Below are 16,230 nucleotides of genomic sequence, written 5' to 3' on the forward strand. Positions count from 1 at the left end.
GTGGCAGAGTCACCCCAAATGTCCTGATTGTTGATGCTATAGAAGGTATAACCGGTGACAGTTATGTTTCAGCGGGAAAAGGTGTACGCCAGATCAAAGGGGTTTTTCATGGGGTTATTATCATAGGGGGAAATGGAGCGCGTTCTTATCTATGGAAAGATGAACTATTGCGACTATTGATTAACGACCGCCACCGTTCCAACATGGTGGTTGCAGGCATAGGTAACGCCGTTCCGTGTATGGGCAAGGCCGGTCTACTGCAAAGCCTGGAAGTCACGACCGAGCCAGGCAACAAAAAAGCCATAGCAGTACTGGAAGAATCCAAAGCAGTTCTGGTAGACGAGCCGATGACTGCCACCAATCGAGTTTTTACGGTAAGAGATGCCAGCGCTATTCCGGAATTTCTGGATCCATTTATTGAAGAAGTGGCAAAAACACCGAAAAAATAAACTCAGAAACAACCCTTATGAGCCCTCGCTACGCCTCTCTTCCTGGGTCCGGATAATTTTTAATCTGAGTTTAATCGCGTCATTCAGGCTTTTAACAATTCGATCATTAGAGTCCGGAAAATAAAGCTTCTGGTTGAACTCATCAAGCGTGTAGGTTTCAAGTAGCTTGGCAAACGCCTCGTCAACAAAAGGCCGGGTCATTTGTACAACACCTTCGAAGTACACTGAGATTTTTTCATACTTGTCCCAGTTGTCAAGAATGAGGCTTTTGATCGTATCCCCCGCAGGCTCCCCTTCCTCCGACGTTCTTCCCGCCGGAGTCGAGGTGCCCATGATTTCATAAACATCGATTTTAAATTCGTTCTCCATATTCACTTTACGCCTAAGTAAGGAAAGGGGTTCACTAACGGTTAACAATTTTAACGGACTTCATTTCCACCCTTTCGTCAGGGTTGTCCCGGGGATCACGTGAAACGTTGACAATTTTATCAACCGTATCCATTCCTTTAATCACTTTCCCGAAAGCGGTATATTGATTGTCCAGAAAATGTGAGTCTTTAACAACAATGAAAAACTGCGAACCGGCACTATTGGGGTCTTGTGACCTTGCCATTGAAAGAATTCCTCGGTCATGTGGGGTGCTGTTGAATTCCGCTTTGATCGTATAACCCGGACCACCCATACCATGCATAGAACGATCTTCGCTCTTGCTGTTAGGGTCACCGCCTTGAATCATAAATCCGGGAATCACTCGATGAAAGGTCGTTCCATCGTAAAAACCTTTGTTCGCCAAATCCTTAAAATTTTTAACATGCCCCGGAGCCACATCATCTAAGAATTCAAGCTCTATACTTCCAAGTGTTGTTTCGATCACTGCAACTTCATTAGACTGGGCCGCAGTACCAGTCATTAAGACTCCCATCAACCCTGCAGCAATTCCTTTAACAAAAAAGTTCATGAAACCTCCCAAAAAAGATAATAAATAAATCGAATGGATTTATTTCCCGGCAATTATTTTTTCATCACCGGAAAAGTAGGATTCTATCAAGATGGTTTTTAAAACGTGCATTCTAGCAGGTTGCAGGAAAAGTCTCAATAAATGTCATAAGCCTTAAGTCAGCATTTCTAGTTTTCAATTACCTATTATCGGAGCTGGCCCTTCCATATTGCTGACTCAGAGTCATTTATCAACGTCAAGGTAGAAATGTTAAAGCAATTGACGAGTTTAAGCAGAGTCTCCTATTTAACCCCGACCTAAAACAGGCATATCAATTTTTGGAGAAAATATATAACGAGTTGGGACAAGAACAACTATCTACTTATCATAAAAGGTCGGCAGAAAAAATCTCAATACAGAAAAAGTGATTGAGTTACAACATATTACTTTAGGGATTCAAATATCTCAGGATCGTCACCACCAACTGCGGTTATAAGGCCTATGGCCCCTTTTTCTATCCTGAATATGCTATGGTCGACAAGAAGGTAATCACCAGGAACATCAATAGTAAACTCAACAATTGTTGCCCCCGCTGAAGGCACCATCGTTGTCTGAACACTCCGATTAGTAATTCCATTTGCCGACCCCTCAAGATAGACCTGGTCAAAAATTTCTCCGTTTATATGAAACGAAGAAATTCCATTAGGCCCAATGTTGCCGAAATAGATTCTCACCTTATCACCCACATTCACCCTCAGCGCGTTTTCACCCAGCAATGCCCCCTTACTTCCATTAAACACCACGTAATCAGGTTGCTCTTTCAACCCTTTTTCAAGAGAAAGTTCCAGTAACACCTGTTCTTCATGTTTGGGCGCTGTATCCGGCTCAATCGAGGCTGTGTCTTCAAGTGACTTCGTACTGGTCTCCTGAACATTATCTTTTTCAGGGTTCTGAGGTTCAGAAGAATCCCCGAATATTATATCCATAAAGCTTTTTTCTTCTTCGACGGCTTCTTTCTCAATAGAAGGTTCGGATGGGATTTCTTGCAAAACTGTTATTTTTTCTTCTTTCGCTATATTTGGCTCTTCTTGTTCCAGCTCTACTTTTGGTTCCTGTAGTTCCTCGTCATCTGAAACTTTTGTATAAAATTCACTCTCTACAATATAAAACTCATGATCAACTCGGGGGAAACCATGTTTGGGTTCTACCAGAAGCAGGCCATACATGCCATTGGCTATATGTGCAGGAATACTAGGAATTGGAGATGCGCAATGATAGATATACAACCCAGGATATAATGTCTTAAAGCGGAAAACTCTTTCTTCCCCTGGAGCAACAAGGCTTACCGAAGCGCCCCCACCCGGACCGTTCACAGCATGAATATCAATATTGTGGGGGAACTGACTGGAGATATGATTGGACAAATGAAACTCAACCGTATCGCCCAAACGCACCCGAACCATTGGGCCTGGAACAGTCCCATTAAAGCTCCAGAATTTGTAGTTTTTACCATCCGCCAGGGGTCTGACAATTTCTCTCGCCTCAAAATGGACCTCAACTATTTCAGGCATCGTTCTTGAAATAAATGTAGGCACATCTGGAGCTGTGCTAATTTCAGCTTCAATGGTTTCCACCTCTACTTCAGCCTCTAGCGCATGGACTGAAACAAAGAAGAACATAAATAAAATGATCCAGTTTGTAACGAACTTAATCACAATCCAATAGTTCCTTAATTAGTACAAAATTACCGTCCCAACAGACTTAACGGTATTAATCAGCTTAGCTGAAGCTTGTTGATTATAGATAAAATTTTTCTCTACCTCATAAACCTTATTTCTAAATCATCTAAAGATAATACCAAAATTTTGCTTCTATATTTTCTTACCAATAATAGGGGTTGACAGGCAATACTGGCTGCGAAATAATAACCTAATACTCATATTTTTAATGACTTAACTGCCGAATACCTATACATAATTGTTCGGCTTTTATTATAGAAGGTTGCGTGCTTATTATGGATGTTTACTGGGAACAATTCAAAACACCCTTTTTATGCTTTGCCGGGTTTTCAGGGGTTGGAAAAACCACTTTACTGGAGCGTTTGGTTAAGCGGTTTTCCGAAGAAGATATCCGTGTAGGCTATTACAAGCATGACGCACATCGTTTTTCAATTGACCGAGACGGCAAAGACACAGCCCGGGCAAAACAGGCTGGAGCTGGCATCATTACTATTAATGATCCCAAACATTTTGCCATCGTTGCCGATAATGCCTTTAAAAAACGTTCGATCACTCATGCTTTGGAACAATGTGACTGTATCCTTATTGAAGGGTACAAACAATCACCTTTTGATAAGATCGTTTTTCTCGATCAAAAGGGACATTTTCCTATTCCTTCCGAAACCCCGGGTATTAAGGCCGTCATTCACCAAGGGCTAACCAGTAGTGACCTGCCCGACGTCCCGCGTTTTCATCGAGATGAAATCGAGCCTATCTACCAATTTGTCCGCGACCATTTCAAAAGATGTGCCAGCGAACTTTTTGGAGCTGTTTTTGTAGGAGGTGATAGCAAGCGGATGGGAAAGCCAAAGTTTTCGCTCACCTATGATGGTGTATCGGGGACAGAAAAGGCGGTCAAACTTTTGAGCAAATTTTGCAATAAAGTATTTCTTTCCTCACGCGCCGATCTTGATATGGGTTCTTTAGGCCAGATAGCAAATGTAGAACGGGTTAATGATGATCATATTGGACTCGGACCCGTTGGAGGACTGGCAACTCTGATGGGACAATTTCCAAATAAGGCATGGATGATAACCGCATGCGACATGCCCTTTTTAAAAGAAGAGGATTTTGAGGCAATCTTACAAAACCGAGATCCATTAAAATATGGTACATGCTATGTTCAAAAAGGCAGCTTCGGTTATGAGCCAATGTGCGCCATTTACGAACCAAAATTCATCGTTCCTCTTTTTGAAGCCATGTCAAGACGGGAGCTGTCCTTGTCTAGAATTATTGCTGGGTCTGCTTCTATTGAGGCACTCCCATTTAAAAAATTAAAGATCAACGAAGTGGACCGATCGAAGTTTATGAACATCAACACAACAGAAGATTACGAGAAGAGGAACTTAAGATTAGTCGTGTATCAAAAGAAGGAAACATTATGAGCATGATTCAAGTCCAAGAAGCACGAGACCAAATTCTTTCAAAAATCAAAGTCAAGGGGGTCGAAAAGGTTTCTCTTGATCAAGCTCTAGGCAGAGTATTAGCAGAAGATATCATTTCTAGAGTTAACAATCCGCCACTCGATAACTCGGCCATGGATGGTTACGCATTAATAGCACAAGATATTGTGACGGCCACTCCTGAATCTCCTATAAAGCTTGAAGTAGTGGAAGAGATTGCTGCTGGTTATTCTGCTAAAGGAACATTAAAGCCAGGTCAGGCCATGCGCATCATGACAGGAGCACCTGTTCCCCCGGGGGCCAATGCAGTGCTCATGCAGGAAGATACGGAAAAAGATGGCGACTTTATTCTCTGCATGGATAAAGCTGATGACCAGGAAAATATCCGTAAAGCCGGTGAAGATGTAAAGGTCGGTGAAACGGTCCTCAAAAAAGGAATCACCCTGAATCCAGCTCATATCGGCATGATGGCAGTGGTGGGCCGTTCACAAATTGCGGTCAGCCAACGGCCTACTGTGGCAATTTTATCCACCGGTGATGAGATCATGGAACTGGATGAAACTCCCGAAGGTCCGCAGATTTTCAACAGCAACGGTCATATGCTGGCGGCTCAAATCAAATCTGCAGGCGGTATTCCCTTTTATCTTGGTATCGCCAAAGACACAGAAAAAGACCTGATGGAAAAATTCACCTGGGCCTTAAAAGCAGATATTGTGGTTTCCTCAGGGGGAGTGTCGGTCGGGGACTATGACCTCGTCAAGGCCAGCTTGCAGAAAATGGGTCAGGAAATGCTGTTCTGGAAAGTGGCCATGAAACCCGGCAAACCCCTGGCATTCGGCAGGATAGGTGAGACTCCTATTTTTGGTTTGCCAGGAAACCCTGTATCCTCCTTCGTTTCTTTCGAACAGTTTGTGCGCCCTTCCCTGAGAAAAGTGCAGGGCTGTGCCGACCTGACTCACAAGACGGTACAAGCCAAGCTGACACGGACCATCAACAAGAAACCCGGCCGCCTTCATTTCCTAAGCTCCATGGTGTCCTGGGCAGATGGTGAGTACACCGTCACCCCGGCAGGAGAACAGGGTTCAGGAATTCTAAAATCTGCCGCTAATGCTAACGGCTTGCTGATTTTTCCTCTGGAATCCTCAGAGATCCAACAAGGCCAGGAAGTAGCTGTCCAACTTCTCGAATAAATAATGAATATGAAAAACCTCTCTATTCGTCATCGCGAGCGGCTACAAGGAGCGTGGCGATCCAGTCTATCTGGATTGCGTCGTCGGTATTCACTCCTCGCAATGTCATGCATAATGCAAGTTAGCCTAGTCGTTGCCTTAGCACTGATCGTACCCGTAAAGGCCCTGGCTCAATCGAGTGCGTCCCTGGACCGGATGGTCAGCCAGATTGAGACCCTGTTCCCTCCCCTGGAAGGATATGTCATAGCAGTTGAGGGTTCGGGTCTGACTCTCGACCTCAAGCAGGGAATGCCGGTTGAACCCGGTGACCGGTTAAAACTCATCCGTTATGGACGGGAATTGTTCCATCCTGTAACAAAGAAAAAAGTCGGTCGCAAGGAGACGGACCTCGGCGAGGTAGAAGTGCTGGAAGTACGAAAAGATTTTTCCAGAGCCCGGGCACTCGACCCGACTGTGCTCCCTAAAGAAGGGGATGGTGTAAGGAGTCCGTTTCAAAAACTTTCTTTTCTCGTAGCACCGCCACAAATCAAATCTAAAAAGAAGGTCAACACCGATCGCCTGCGTTTCAACCTTGAATCACGCTTGAAAAAACATCCGAGGTTTGACGTCCCGTCATTCGACCTGGGATTGTGGATGATCGACAATAAACTCAACATCAAATCTGTTCTTCAATCAAGAAATCTCGAAAAACTGAATCGCAAAGTAAAAACTGACTTCATCCTGATCCCCAGTATTCGCGGTGTGAAGGGGAAGATGGCGATGAACTACAAACTGGTTTCAGCCGTTGACGGCTCCCTGAAAAAACAGGCCGACATCATGTCTGAAAACCTGCCAACACCGGATGCCTCAGGAGAGAAAAGAAGAAGAACGCAAACCAGATTTGACAGGGAAAAAGAATCATTCAAATTTATTGGTAAACACCTGTTTGCAAGAGAGATCGTGGACTTTGATGTAGGCGATTTAAACGGTGACGGGAAAAACGAGTTCATTTTCATCGACCGTTTTCGAATTATGGTCTTTAAAAACGAAAAAGGTTATTTGAGCAGAATCACCCAGTTCAAAACCCGTAAAAACATCGATCATTTTCTTGCTGTAGATGTGGGAGACATCAACGGCAATGGTCGGGACGAAATTTTTGTCACCAATCAGGTCGGCGACAAGCTGGAATCCTTTGTCCTGGAAATCAAACCAAAACGGAAAAAATTTCAATATATATGGAAAAAGGTCAATCTTTATTTCCGCATCCTTCGACCCATGGGCAAAAAACCCGTTTTAGTATCGCAAAGTCCGGGTTTTGGAGAATCGTTTATTGGGCCTATTAAGAATGTGTTCTTTAAAAAGGGGAAATATCGGCAGGGCCGCAAACTGAACACCCCTTCTATATATGGAGAACATTTCATCCTTTATGGGCTGACGCAGCAGGATCTGAGTGGAAACGGCACCGCAGATACTATAGTGCTTGACAAAAATTATCATTTGAGGGTATATTCACCTAAAGGAAGACTTATAATAAAATCAAGCGATTACTACGGTCATGACCCGCGTTTGATTGATGTCGGGTTAAAAAAAGAAGTAACTGGGATCTATAACGGAACCCCGGCACGCTTTAAGGGACGCTTGCAATTAGTCAAAATAGGCGAAGAACGATTCCTTGTAATACCGAAGAACAATACGCTTGGGGACGGTATTATGAGCGATCTGGTTATTGTTGAAAGCTCAGGTTTGGCCCTGCTGAAACTGACCAGGGAGGGTTTTGAGAAAGCCTTTGAATCCAGCCAGCAAAAAGGTTTTATGGCAGCATCTCGGGTAATTTCCCAAAAAAATGGGAATGGAGCCCGGATTTACACCCTCAGAACTGAACAAAACGTTATAGCGAACATTAAGCAAAGCACATTTTCTACCTACGAATGGCCAGCCCAATAGTCAGTCGGATATTGGGGTTTTTCGAGGCGAGAAAAATGCGCAAAAAAGCCAAATAGTCATTGTTTTTTATTTGCTTCTATAGTATCTTATCTGGGATTTTATTGATTTTTGAGTTGGATATTTACGCAAAATTTAGAAGATTGCTTGAAATATAACAGTTTAACGAAGTAGTTAGTCATCAAACAAAACTTGGAGGAGACAAGCATGAAAAAGAATTTGTTGACCGCCATTGCAGTCATGGTTACCGCGCTGTTTGTAGCGACCACGATTGCACAGGCATCGGATATTAAATTGGGTGGTGAGTTCTGGACTCGCTACGAAATGCAGGAGCAACACGATTTTAATGCAGACACAGAAGCGGATGACTTTGTTCAGTCACGAATTCGTCTAAACGCCGATGTAGATATCAACGATAGCGTATCTGCTTTTATCTCTATTCAAAGTAATAAAACTTGGGGTGAAAACCCAGGCACTACTGGCGGATCAGCCATACACCCTGCTGGTGATGGTAACACCTCTTTTACGGCTAACAATCAGGATGCCAGTGTTGGTATCAATGAAGCTTATTTCACCATTAAAAACTTCGCGACTTTGCCTGTTGATTTGAAAGTTGGTACTCAACAAATCATCCTTGATGGATGGAGACTGTTTGGTAACACCATTTGGACCATGGGTCAGCAGACTCATGATGCGACAATGCTTACCCATAAACAAGGCAACTTAACAATGAAGTATGCTTGGGTAATCGCAGCAGAAGATGGTGCTCCTACAGGTGCTAATGCTGATGACTCTAACGATATCGACAGTCATCTCGTATGGGCGAACTACCAAGGTATCTTAGGTGGTAATTTGTCACTTTACTACAACTATCTAGGCGACCGTTGTGGAAGTTCATCTAGTAATGCCTCAAACTGTACGGGTCGCGATAATGATACTCATACATTTGGTTTTCGTCAGGCCGGCCAACTCTACGGTATTGACTACCGCGGCGAATACTACCGCCAGTGGGGTGACGCTACAGCAGTTGCAAATAATAATATTGGAGCAGGAACTGCTGCTAATGACGTTGACCGTGATGCTTACATGTTTGGTTTAAGAGTTGGAAAATCCTTCAACAATGTCACGATGAAACCTAATCTTACTCTTTGGTATGATTACTATTCCGGAACCTCTGATGAAGATGGTAGAGGTGGTGAATATGGTGGGTTCAATACATTGTTTGATACCGGTCATAAATTCCTAGGATTAATGGATCTTTATCTTGGGCAGGGTTTCAACAGTGCTACTGGTGGAACTAGAGGTCTGGGTATTCAGGATTATGCTATTAAAACCAAGCTTAATCCGATTCCAGGCTGGACTTTGAAAGCACATTACCACTGGTTCTATACAGCTGAGGGTATTTCTGCAAACTCTCAGCAAGCTGGAGGCGGACAAGCAGTTGGGGCTTCTAATTCACTTGGTAACGAGTTAGATCTTATACTGTTACATAAATTGAACGCTAATACCCTCATGAACATTGGGTATTCACAATACACCACATCAGAAGGATTGAGGGCAATCCGTACAAATGTAGGTTCTGATTCTTCTGACTGGGCATATGTACAGTTCCAGGTAACATTCTAAGTTTTTTCTTACAAACCCCCGGCCAGATGGCCGGGGGTTTTTTTTTATCCTAAATCCTTTACACCCTTTTTTGAACTAATGCATGATTCTCAATCAATGAGGTATAATGTGTGATAATTGCATAATGAGTTCAATGTCAATTTCTGGATGATGCCTGATGAAACTTAAATTCCTTCTCATTTTATTTCTGCTGATACTACTACCCTGTAACCTGCAAGCCAGAGAAAAGGACTCACCTTTCACCCTTAATGGCAAACGGGTTCCACCGGTCGTGGCAAAAGTCAATGGAGTTGCAGTAGACTCCAAGGCTCTTCAACGGGAACTCTTCGCTTTTCGTTTCCAATCCCAACGAATGGGAAAGGAATTAAAACCCAGTGAGGAACTCAGGGTAGCCCGCGAACTGCTCAAGTCACTGGTCGCCCGCGAGCTGGTAGTGCAAAAAGCAAAAATCCTCGGCATCACGATTACCGAGAAAAAAATAAATCTGCAGCTTAAAAATATTGAGGACCAGTTTCCCAGCCACAAGGCATTTATCACCGCACTGGCCTTTCAGCATATGAGCATTCCATCCCTGAAAGAAAAAATAAAACGGACCTTATTGGAAGATGAGTTGATGCGCCGGGAAATCGCGCCAAAAGTAAAGGTCAAAGATGAAGCCATTAAAAAGTATTATGATGAGAACAAATCTAAATTCACCAAACCCGCCCTGTACAGAGTGCGACATATTCATGTAGCAACCATCAAACCTGCCGCTAAAGCACAGGATGCAGCCAGCCAGAAAAAAGCTGACCGATTGACCAAGATCATAAATCGAGAAGCAGAGGAAAAAATAAATTCAATATTAAAGAAAGTCAAGGCTGGTGAAAACTTTCCTGATTTAGCTAAACAGTTTTCAGAAGATGATGCCTCCAGTGAAAAAGGAGGACTTTTGGGTGACCTTCACCCCAGCAGCACCATTCCTGAAATTGCTGACGCCATGGTTAAACTTAATGAAGGCGCAACCAGCGGAATCGTCAAGAGTCAATTCGGTTATCACATCCTCAAACTGGATGAAATTATTCCCAGCGTATTGATCCCGTTTGATGAAACCAAAACAGACATCATGAATCTCCTCCTGAAAATAGAGACTCAAAGACTCTTCACGACTTATGTTGAGGGATTAGGCAATATGGCTGACATTAAGGTTTTCCTGTAAGAACCGTAATTCTACACGACTGATAAGCGGCGGGTTTAAACCCAATAAATCTTCTGTGTTTCCCTTCATTCCAATATTATAAATATGACCACTCTACTTACAGGTGCTACCGGATTTCTAGGCTCTGCCCTCGCTCGGGAGTTACTTAAAGAAGGGCGAAAACTGAAACTCCTGGTCCGGGAAAATACGGATACACGCAATATTGACGATCTGGATTGCGAGGTATTTCATGGAGATCTGCGCGATCGGGATTCATTAAAGACGGCCCTGGTTGGGTGCAGGCGCCTCTACCACACGGCGGCGTATTACAGCTTATGGAGCCGTGACAAAAAAATGATCTACGATATCAATGTTCAAGGAACCCGCAACATTCTCGAATCCGCTTTAGAAGCCGATGTTGAAAAAGTTGTTTACACCAGTACCGTTGGTTGCATTGGTTTGTCAAGAGACGGCAGCCCTGCCAATGAAGAACAACCTATGAATACAGAAACATTATGCAATGACTATAAACTATCAAAGTATCAAGCAGAGCAGGTTGCCCATGAACTTTATGGCAGAGGGCTGCCGGTAGTGATTGTTAACCCGAGCACTCCTGTTGGACCTCGGGATATAAAACCCACTCCAACTGGAAAAATCATTCTGGATTTTCTTGATCGAAAAATGCCCGCGTATATCGATACAGGACTCAACCTCATCGATGTTGCCGATTGCGCCCGAGGGCATATTCTCGCAGAAGAGAAAGGGCAACCTGGTGAACGATATATCCTCGGCAACAAAAACATGTCCTTGAAAGAAATTCTACTTGCTCTTGAAACATTGACCGGACTCAAAGCCCCAACTATAAAAATGCCCTATTGGGTTGCTTACACAGCAGGGCTGGCCTGTGAGTGGTTTTCCAACACTATCACTCATCAGCCGCCTTCGGTTCCACTAGCAGGAGTGAAAATGGCAAAGCACTTCATGTATTTTGATTCTTCAAAAGCAGTCCGAGAACTCGGTCTTCCGCAAAATCCGGTAGAAAGTGCCCTGGAGCAGGCGGTGAACTGGTTCAAGGAAAATCCGGTCTCAAACTGATCTCATGGAAACGCTATCTCTTTTATGGGGCACAGTAATCCTGAGACCTTATGTGTTTATATTTCTCGCATTTTACTTAACGATAGCCATCCTCAATATGGGAGTAGCCCGTTCTCTTTGTTTCACAGTACTTGCTTATCTGGTAGCTTTTCTTTCAGAATATTCATCAACCCGAAATGGGTTTCCATTTGGATATTATAGTTATATTGAAACCACCCGTGATCAGGAATTGTGGATCAGTAACGTACCATTCATGGATTCACTGTCATTCTCTTTTCTGATCTATGTCAGCTATACTTTGAGCCTGTTACTCTGGGCACCTCTCATAAAAAATAAATGGGATATCAGACTCGGTGACATTCAGCCCATAAAACATTCGGTCAGGGTCATTGCCTCGGCTTCGATTTTATGTATGATGTTGGACGTTATCATTGATCCGGCAGCATTTTTAGGAGATCGCTGGTTTCTCGGAAAGATTTATTATTACAAAGAGGAAGGAGAATATTTTCACATTCCCCTTACTAATTTCGCAGGCTGGGTTTTTGTTTCTGCGGTAACACTGTCGATCTTTACAGCTCTAGAACGCTGGTTGGATGAAAAAATTCCTTTCCATCCCCGATACCAACTTCCCGCCCAGGCTTTACTGGGTCCAGGAATCTATTTTGGCGTACTGATATTTAATCTCGCTGTCACGTTTTATATAAAAGAAGCGTTGCTGGGTTTGATAGGAACTCTGATCAGCCTGGCACTTTTTTGTTTAGCCCTATTCAGAGTCAAGTTTGCGCCTGACCATTCTCTCCTCCAAGGCATACAAGACAAGGAGCAAATATAACAGGACTGGGAAGGGTTTACATAGTTTTTGATCCAACATAAATCCCATAAACTATGGCTGCGCCCACAAGGCCCATCAACAGGTTATCAATTGCCATTGCTTCCCAATCTGGAGCCCGCGCCCAGTTCATCCAGGGAATAATAACTATAAAGAGAGAAAAAAAACCAACAACCAGAATACCGGCGAGAATGAGTATCAGTTTTTTCTCGTCCATAGCAAGGGGCTGGTTTATTTATGCATTTTGGTATTCATGTAAAACCCATAGACAAACAGACCTACAGCTATCATGACAATTCCGCTATCCAAGAGAGTTGCTTTCCAGTTTGGTAGAGCATAGTTCAAGAACCAGGGTATGGCTATGAAAAGCACTGAAACAAAACCTATCCCTAATAGCCCTAAAATAAAAATAATAAGTACTTTTTCGTTCATATTATAAGCTCCCTGAATACTCCCGAATTCAAATAGAAAACATTTTTTGTCAAAAACCGGTTTAAGTCATACTTTGGTTAGTTGAGCCAACACCTGTTTGCTATAAGGCTAATAAATATCTTCTGTTCTACCACACATAAGAACTGGCAGGAAAAGTTATTTTTAGCACCATAAAAGAGGATTGTACCAATTCTTAACAAGGTATGAAAATATTTGCTTCCACAAAAATTTGTTTTAGAATCTAAGTTATTGAACCTTACTGCAAAATGTACAATGAAAGGATTGCATTTATTACAAGCGAATATGAATCAAAAAGATAATAATATTAATCAATCACGCATTGAAGAATTGGTTCTCGAGCTTTCTCAATTGATGAGCCCCAATGCCAAACCAGCAATGTTTGAAGAAATTTTTGCCGATCTTGCGTTAATAGGTAGTGAACATAAGGATGAAGGTGACCATAAGCTGCTCCACAAGGCAATATCAGAATTACGCAGGGCTTTTAAAGTTTTTTTGCCGTATCGCAACAAACGCAAGGTCGCCATCTTTGGGTCCGGAAGAGTTAGTGAATCTCACCCAAATTATAAGCTAGCTTTGGAACTCGCCCAAAAGTTGGTTGTCCATGATTATCAGGTCATAACTGGTGCTGGAGGCGGAGTTATGGAGGCAGCAAACAAGGGAGCTGGCAGAGAAAACAGCTTCGGACTAAATATCAATCTTCCTATGGAACAAACTGCCAATGCGTTTATTGAAAATGATCCACACCTCATCGAATTCAAGTATTTTTTTACCCGGAAACTCGTATTTATTAAAGAATCTTCTGCTACAGTTCTTCTACCAGGAGGACTTGGCACTCTGGATGAAGGAATTGAAAGTCTCACCTTATTTCAAACCGGCAAGTGCATGCCAAGGCCCATAATCCTATTGGAACAAACTGACGGCAACTACTGGGACTGTTGGATGGATTTTTTTAATTCAATGATGGTTGAACAAGGTTTCGCGGACAAAAGTGACATAAACCTTGTATATAAAGCCCTAACCGTAGAACAGGCTATTGGCCATATTATTAACTATTATAAAGTCTTTCATTCTCTCCGTTATATTGGAGACCTAACCATTATGAGGCTCACCAAGTCCCTTTCTTCTGATATGGTTAAGGATTTAAATCATGAATTTCAGGACATAATCTTGAAAGGGTCCATGCACCTCAGCCCACCTCATAAACTGGAAATAAAAAATAACGAGTTTCTTGAACTCCCACGCTTATCTCTACACTTCATCAATTCCAAATATGGCAGACTCAACCAATTGATTGAAGCCATAAATAAAGCCTGACCCTAGAATTAGCATATTTTCATACAATTAGGGCAATGAATGTATTTTTCTATTACCATACTAAACAAATTTTAAATATAAATTTTAATTTACTCGTAAAAGATCTCTTTTTTTATAAACATTTAAAAAAAAGTCCATTATCAACCACTTTTGTCCTGTTTATTGATTATATTATGAATAGGAGTGATGAGTAATTTTTTCAGGTGAGACCGATAACTTTAAAAATGGTGAAGTTATCTTTCATGAAGGCAGCCCTAGGATTAGACTTATATAATTGGGTCAGGTTCCATTGCAATGCTTGAAAAAACACGTGGTGGGCAGAAAATTCTGGATGTTTTAGATGACAACGAAATTTTTGGTGAGATGGGTCTGATTGACGAGGAAGTTCGGTCTACAACAGCATTTGCTCTTGAATACTGCACTTTATCAGTCATTACTCCAAAGACGCTTCATTATTTATTCGAAAAAGATGCATTATCACTATCGCCTCTATTGGAGATACTTGCACAACGTTTGCCGTCAGAGTACCAAATTATTGAGAGATGAAATTAAAGTTGGTAACAATTTGGCGATACCAACTTGAAGAGATTAGAAAACCATGGACCACGAGCTTACAACTTTTTATAAAGGTGTTTACATATTCCTGCGAAGGCCAGCAAAGTAACTGCGCATACATTATCGATTCAGACCTTATCGGAGTATATCAGGAAGATTCACATGGCAACCTGTCATTAGTCCGCAAACTGGTAAAAAATGAAATGTTTGATGAAATCGGTTTGATCAATGATAAACCCAGGCCTGCGACTGTAAACTCTATTGAAAACAGAAAAGTCTCTGTTATAAGCAAAGATTGTTTCCTCTCACTGGAAAGAGTCAACCCCGAATCCCTGGTGCCATTATTAAGGGTACTATCTGGGCGTATTCGCGAAAACTACAAACTGTCAAATCATAATAACGCCTCTATCTAAAAACCATACAGCCTAAATCCCCATAACCCACATATTTACAAAGGGTTATATTTCATGTAAAATGGTGTCGGATTAAAGGTCAAGTTTCTTTCATAAATTACCGTTTTATAACTGTGAACCATGGTTATTAAACGGTTTGGCCCTGATTCGTGAACTAATTTTGTATAATGTTTACAAAAAATCCCGAAGGTACTTGGCTGACTCATTAATGATTTTTCAATGTATCTGCTTGAAAGATCCCCGTTGAATGAAAACTCTCAGTTACCAGACTTTCAAATTACAGCCCGAGCCAGGAGTTGACTCTGCGCTTATCCCAAAGGGTGAAATATCGGAAACTTTTTCGTCTCAGGAACCCTTGGTTAAACCACCCAAAACTCTGATCATCATCCCAGCCTATAATGAAGAGAAAAATATAGGTGCAGTTCTGGATGGCATCAAGAAGCAATATCCAGGGTTCCCCATATTAGTGATTAACGACGGTTCTTCTGATAATACTGAAAAAGTAGCTCGCAAACATAACGCTGAGGTTATTTCCCTACCCTTTAACTCAGGATATGGAATAGCATTACAAACAGGTTTTTTATATGCCGTCAAGAATGATTATTCTGTCGTCGTACAAATGGATTCAGATGGCCAGCACGATCCAGCAAACATTAAAGACCTGATAGAAGAAGTTCAAAAAGAAAACTGTGATGTCGTGATCGGTTCCCGGTTTTTAAGTAAAGACTCTTACAAATCATCTCTGCTTCGTTCTGCTGGAATGTTATTATTTGGCAGTATTGCATCTTTTCTATGCAGACAAAAAGTTACCGATCCCACTTCAGGTTTTCAGGCCCTAAAAGGTAAAGCTATCCATTTCGCAGCCAGCGATAATTACCCTCCGGACTACCCAGATGCAGACTTTATTATTTTGCTGAATCGTTGTGGATTTAAAGTTAAAGAAATTCCGGTAACCATGCATGCAAGTCCTGAAAAAGAGTCCATGCATCATGGACACAAAACTATTTATTATGTTTTTAAAATGTTCCTTTCAATTTTTGTAACCCTGCTAAGAAAATCGACAAAGAGGTAAGCCCATGCCACCTAGAATTCAG

16 protein-coding genes and 1 pseudogene are annotated in these 16,230 nt (G+C 42.1%); 12 read left to right on the forward strand and 5 right to left on the reverse strand.

Features of this window, described 5'->3' with window-relative positions; genetic code table 11:
* Positions 1–23 precede the first annotated feature (23 nt).
* The gene (locus F3741_08255) at positions 24–449 is read left to right on the forward strand and encodes a DJ-1/PfpI family protein (GenBank protein ID MZG30782.1); all 426 of its coding nucleotides are present in this window, start codon (positions 24–26) and stop codon (positions 447–449) included.
* 15 nt (positions 450–464) lie between these two features.
* Here F3741_08255 and F3741_08260 read toward each other — a convergent pair whose 3' ends face one another.
* The 3 genes and pseudogenes from F3741_08260 to F3741_08270 form a co-directional block, all read right to left on the reverse strand.
* The gene (locus F3741_08260) at positions 465–818 is read right to left on the reverse strand and encodes a DUF4325 domain-containing protein (GenBank protein ID MZG30783.1); all 354 of its coding nucleotides are present in this window, start codon (positions 816–818) and stop codon (positions 465–467) included.
* 34 nt (positions 819–852) lie between these two features.
* Positions 853–1,359: a peptidylprolyl isomerase gene (locus F3741_08265; protein MZG30784.1), complete on the reverse strand. Its 507-nt coding sequence runs from the start codon at positions 1,357–1,359 to the stop codon at positions 853–855.
* 1,136 nt (positions 1,360–2,495) lie between these two features.
* A pseudogene (locus tag F3741_08270) lies at positions 2,496–3,065 on the reverse strand (multicopper oxidase domain-containing protein).
* A 335-nt stretch (positions 3,066–3,400) separates the two neighbouring features.
* Between F3741_08270 and mobB the strand changes: the two are divergent.
* The 7 genes from mobB to F3741_08305 all read left to right on the forward strand — a co-directional run bounded on the left by mobB (position 3,401) and on the right by F3741_08305 (position 12,404).
* Positions 3,401–4,549: a molybdopterin-guanine dinucleotide biosynthesis protein B gene (mobB, locus tag F3741_08275; protein ID MZG30785.1), complete on the forward strand. Its 1,149-nt coding sequence runs from the start codon at positions 3,401–3,403 to the stop codon at positions 4,547–4,549.
* Complete coding sequence (locus tag F3741_08280) at positions 4,546–5,757, forward strand: molybdopterin molybdotransferase MoeA (protein ID MZG30786.1); 1,212 nt, start codon at positions 4,546–4,548, stop codon at positions 5,755–5,757. Before mobB ends, F3741_08280 begins: the two co-directional genes overlap by 4 nt.
* 3 nt (positions 5,758–5,760) lie before the next feature.
* Positions 5,761–7,680, forward strand: coding sequence for a VCBS repeat-containing protein (locus tag F3741_08285; protein ID MZG30787.1), 1,920 nt, complete (start codon positions 5,761–5,763; stop codon positions 7,678–7,680).
* A 204-nt stretch (positions 7,681–7,884) separates the two neighbouring features.
* Positions 7,885–9,303: a hypothetical protein gene (locus F3741_08290; GenBank protein MZG30788.1), complete on the forward strand. Its 1,419-nt coding sequence runs from the start codon at positions 7,885–7,887 to the stop codon at positions 9,301–9,303.
* A gap of 157 nt (positions 9,304–9,460) precedes the next feature.
* Positions 9,461–10,498 (forward strand): hypothetical protein, encoded by a 1,038-nt coding sequence (locus F3741_08295; GenBank protein ID MZG30789.1) that lies wholly within the window; start codon positions 9,461–9,463, stop codon positions 10,496–10,498.
* A gap of 84 nt (positions 10,499–10,582) precedes the next feature.
* Positions 10,583–11,572 (forward strand): NAD-dependent epimerase/dehydratase family protein, encoded by a 990-nt coding sequence (locus tag F3741_08300; protein MZG30790.1) that lies wholly within the window; start codon positions 10,583–10,585, stop codon positions 11,570–11,572.
* A gap of 4 nt (positions 11,573–11,576) precedes the next feature.
* Entirely contained in the window at positions 11,577–12,404 is an 828-nt protein-coding gene (locus F3741_08305) for a carotenoid biosynthesis protein (protein ID MZG30791.1), read from the forward strand.
* Positions 12,405–12,420: 16 nt separating this feature from the next.
* Here F3741_08305 and F3741_08310 read toward each other — a convergent pair whose 3' ends face one another.
* On the reverse strand, positions 12,421–12,618 hold the full coding sequence (locus F3741_08310) for a hypothetical protein (protein ID MZG30792.1): 198 nt from the start codon (positions 12,616–12,618) through the stop codon (positions 12,421–12,423).
* Between the two features lie 14 nt (positions 12,619–12,632).
* On the reverse strand, positions 12,633–12,833 hold the full coding sequence (locus F3741_08315; GenBank protein MZG30793.1) for a hypothetical protein: 201 nt from the start codon (positions 12,831–12,833) through the stop codon (positions 12,633–12,635).
* Positions 12,834–13,106: 273 nt separating this feature from the next.
* Here F3741_08315 and F3741_08320 point away from each other — a divergent pair, with 273 nt between their 5' ends.
* From F3741_08320 to F3741_08335, 4 genes are all read left to right on the forward strand, one after another.
* Positions 13,107–14,168 carry an LOG family protein gene (locus F3741_08320; protein MZG30794.1) on the forward strand — a complete coding sequence of 354 codons (1,062 nt, stop codon included), beginning with the start codon at positions 13,107–13,109 and terminating at the stop codon, positions 14,166–14,168.
* 294 nt (positions 14,169–14,462) lie between these two features.
* Positions 14,463–14,714: a cyclic nucleotide-binding domain-containing protein gene (locus F3741_08325; GenBank protein MZG30795.1), complete on the forward strand. Its 252-nt coding sequence runs from the start codon at positions 14,463–14,465 to the stop codon at positions 14,712–14,714.
* Positions 14,711–15,136: a cyclic nucleotide-binding domain-containing protein gene (locus F3741_08330; protein MZG30796.1), complete on the forward strand. Its 426-nt coding sequence runs from the start codon at positions 14,711–14,713 to the stop codon at positions 15,134–15,136. The genes F3741_08325 and F3741_08330 overlap by 4 nt, the downstream gene beginning before the upstream one ends.
* A gap of 247 nt (positions 15,137–15,383) precedes the next feature.
* On the forward strand, positions 15,384–16,208 hold the full coding sequence (locus tag F3741_08335) for a glycosyltransferase family 2 protein (GenBank protein ID MZG30797.1): 825 nt from the start codon (positions 15,384–15,386) through the stop codon (positions 16,206–16,208).
* Positions 16,209–16,230: the final 22 nt, after the last annotated feature.

Source organism: Nitrospinota bacterium, from assembly GCA_009873635.1.
Taxonomy (GTDB): Bacteria; Nitrospinota; Nitrospinia; order Nitrospinales; family VA-1; genus LS-NOB.

Coding starts and splice junctions, on each gene's coding strand:
- F3741_08325 (MZG30795.1), top strand. CDS start 14,463: ATGCTTGAAAAAACACGTGGTGGGCAGAAAATTCTGGATGTTTTAGAT.
- F3741_08305 (MZG30791.1), top strand. CDS start 11,577: ATGGAAACGCTATCTCTTTTATGGGGCACAGTAATCCTGAGACCTTAT.
- F3741_08280 (MZG30786.1), top strand. CDS start 4,546: ATGAGCATGATTCAAGTCCAAGAAGCACGAGACCAAATTCTTTCAAAA.
- F3741_08320 (MZG30794.1), top strand. CDS start 13,107: ATGAAAGGATTGCATTTATTACAAGCGAATATGAATCAAAAAGATAAT.
- F3741_08285 (MZG30787.1), top strand. CDS start 5,761: ATGAATATGAAAAACCTCTCTATTCGTCATCGCGAGCGGCTACAAGGA.
- F3741_08330 (MZG30796.1), top strand. CDS start 14,711: ATGAAATTAAAGTTGGTAACAATTTGGCGATACCAACTTGAAGAGATT.
- mobB (MZG30785.1), top strand. CDS start 3,401: ATGGATGTTTACTGGGAACAATTCAAAACACCCTTTTTATGCTTTGCC.
- F3741_08335 (MZG30797.1), top strand. CDS start 15,384: ATGAAAACTCTCAGTTACCAGACTTTCAAATTACAGCCCGAGCCAGGA.
- F3741_08295 (MZG30789.1), top strand. CDS start 9,461: ATGAAACTTAAATTCCTTCTCATTTTATTTCTGCTGATACTACTACCC.
- F3741_08310 (MZG30792.1), bottom strand. CDS start 12,618: ATGGACGAGAAAAAACTGATACTCATTCTCGCCGGTATTCTGGTTGTT.
- F3741_08265 (MZG30784.1), bottom strand. CDS start 1,359: ATGACTGGTACTGCGGCCCAGTCTAATGAAGTTGCAGTGATCGAAACA.
- F3741_08315 (MZG30793.1), bottom strand. CDS start 12,833: ATGAACGAAAAAGTACTTATTATTTTTATTTTAGGGCTATTAGGGATA.
- F3741_08290 (MZG30788.1), top strand. CDS start 7,885: ATGAAAAAGAATTTGTTGACCGCCATTGCAGTCATGGTTACCGCGCTG.
- F3741_08300 (MZG30790.1), top strand. CDS start 10,583: ATGACCACTCTACTTACAGGTGCTACCGGATTTCTAGGCTCTGCCCTC.
- F3741_08260 (MZG30783.1), bottom strand. CDS start 818: ATGGAGAACGAATTTAAAATCGATGTTTATGAAATCATGGGCACCTCG.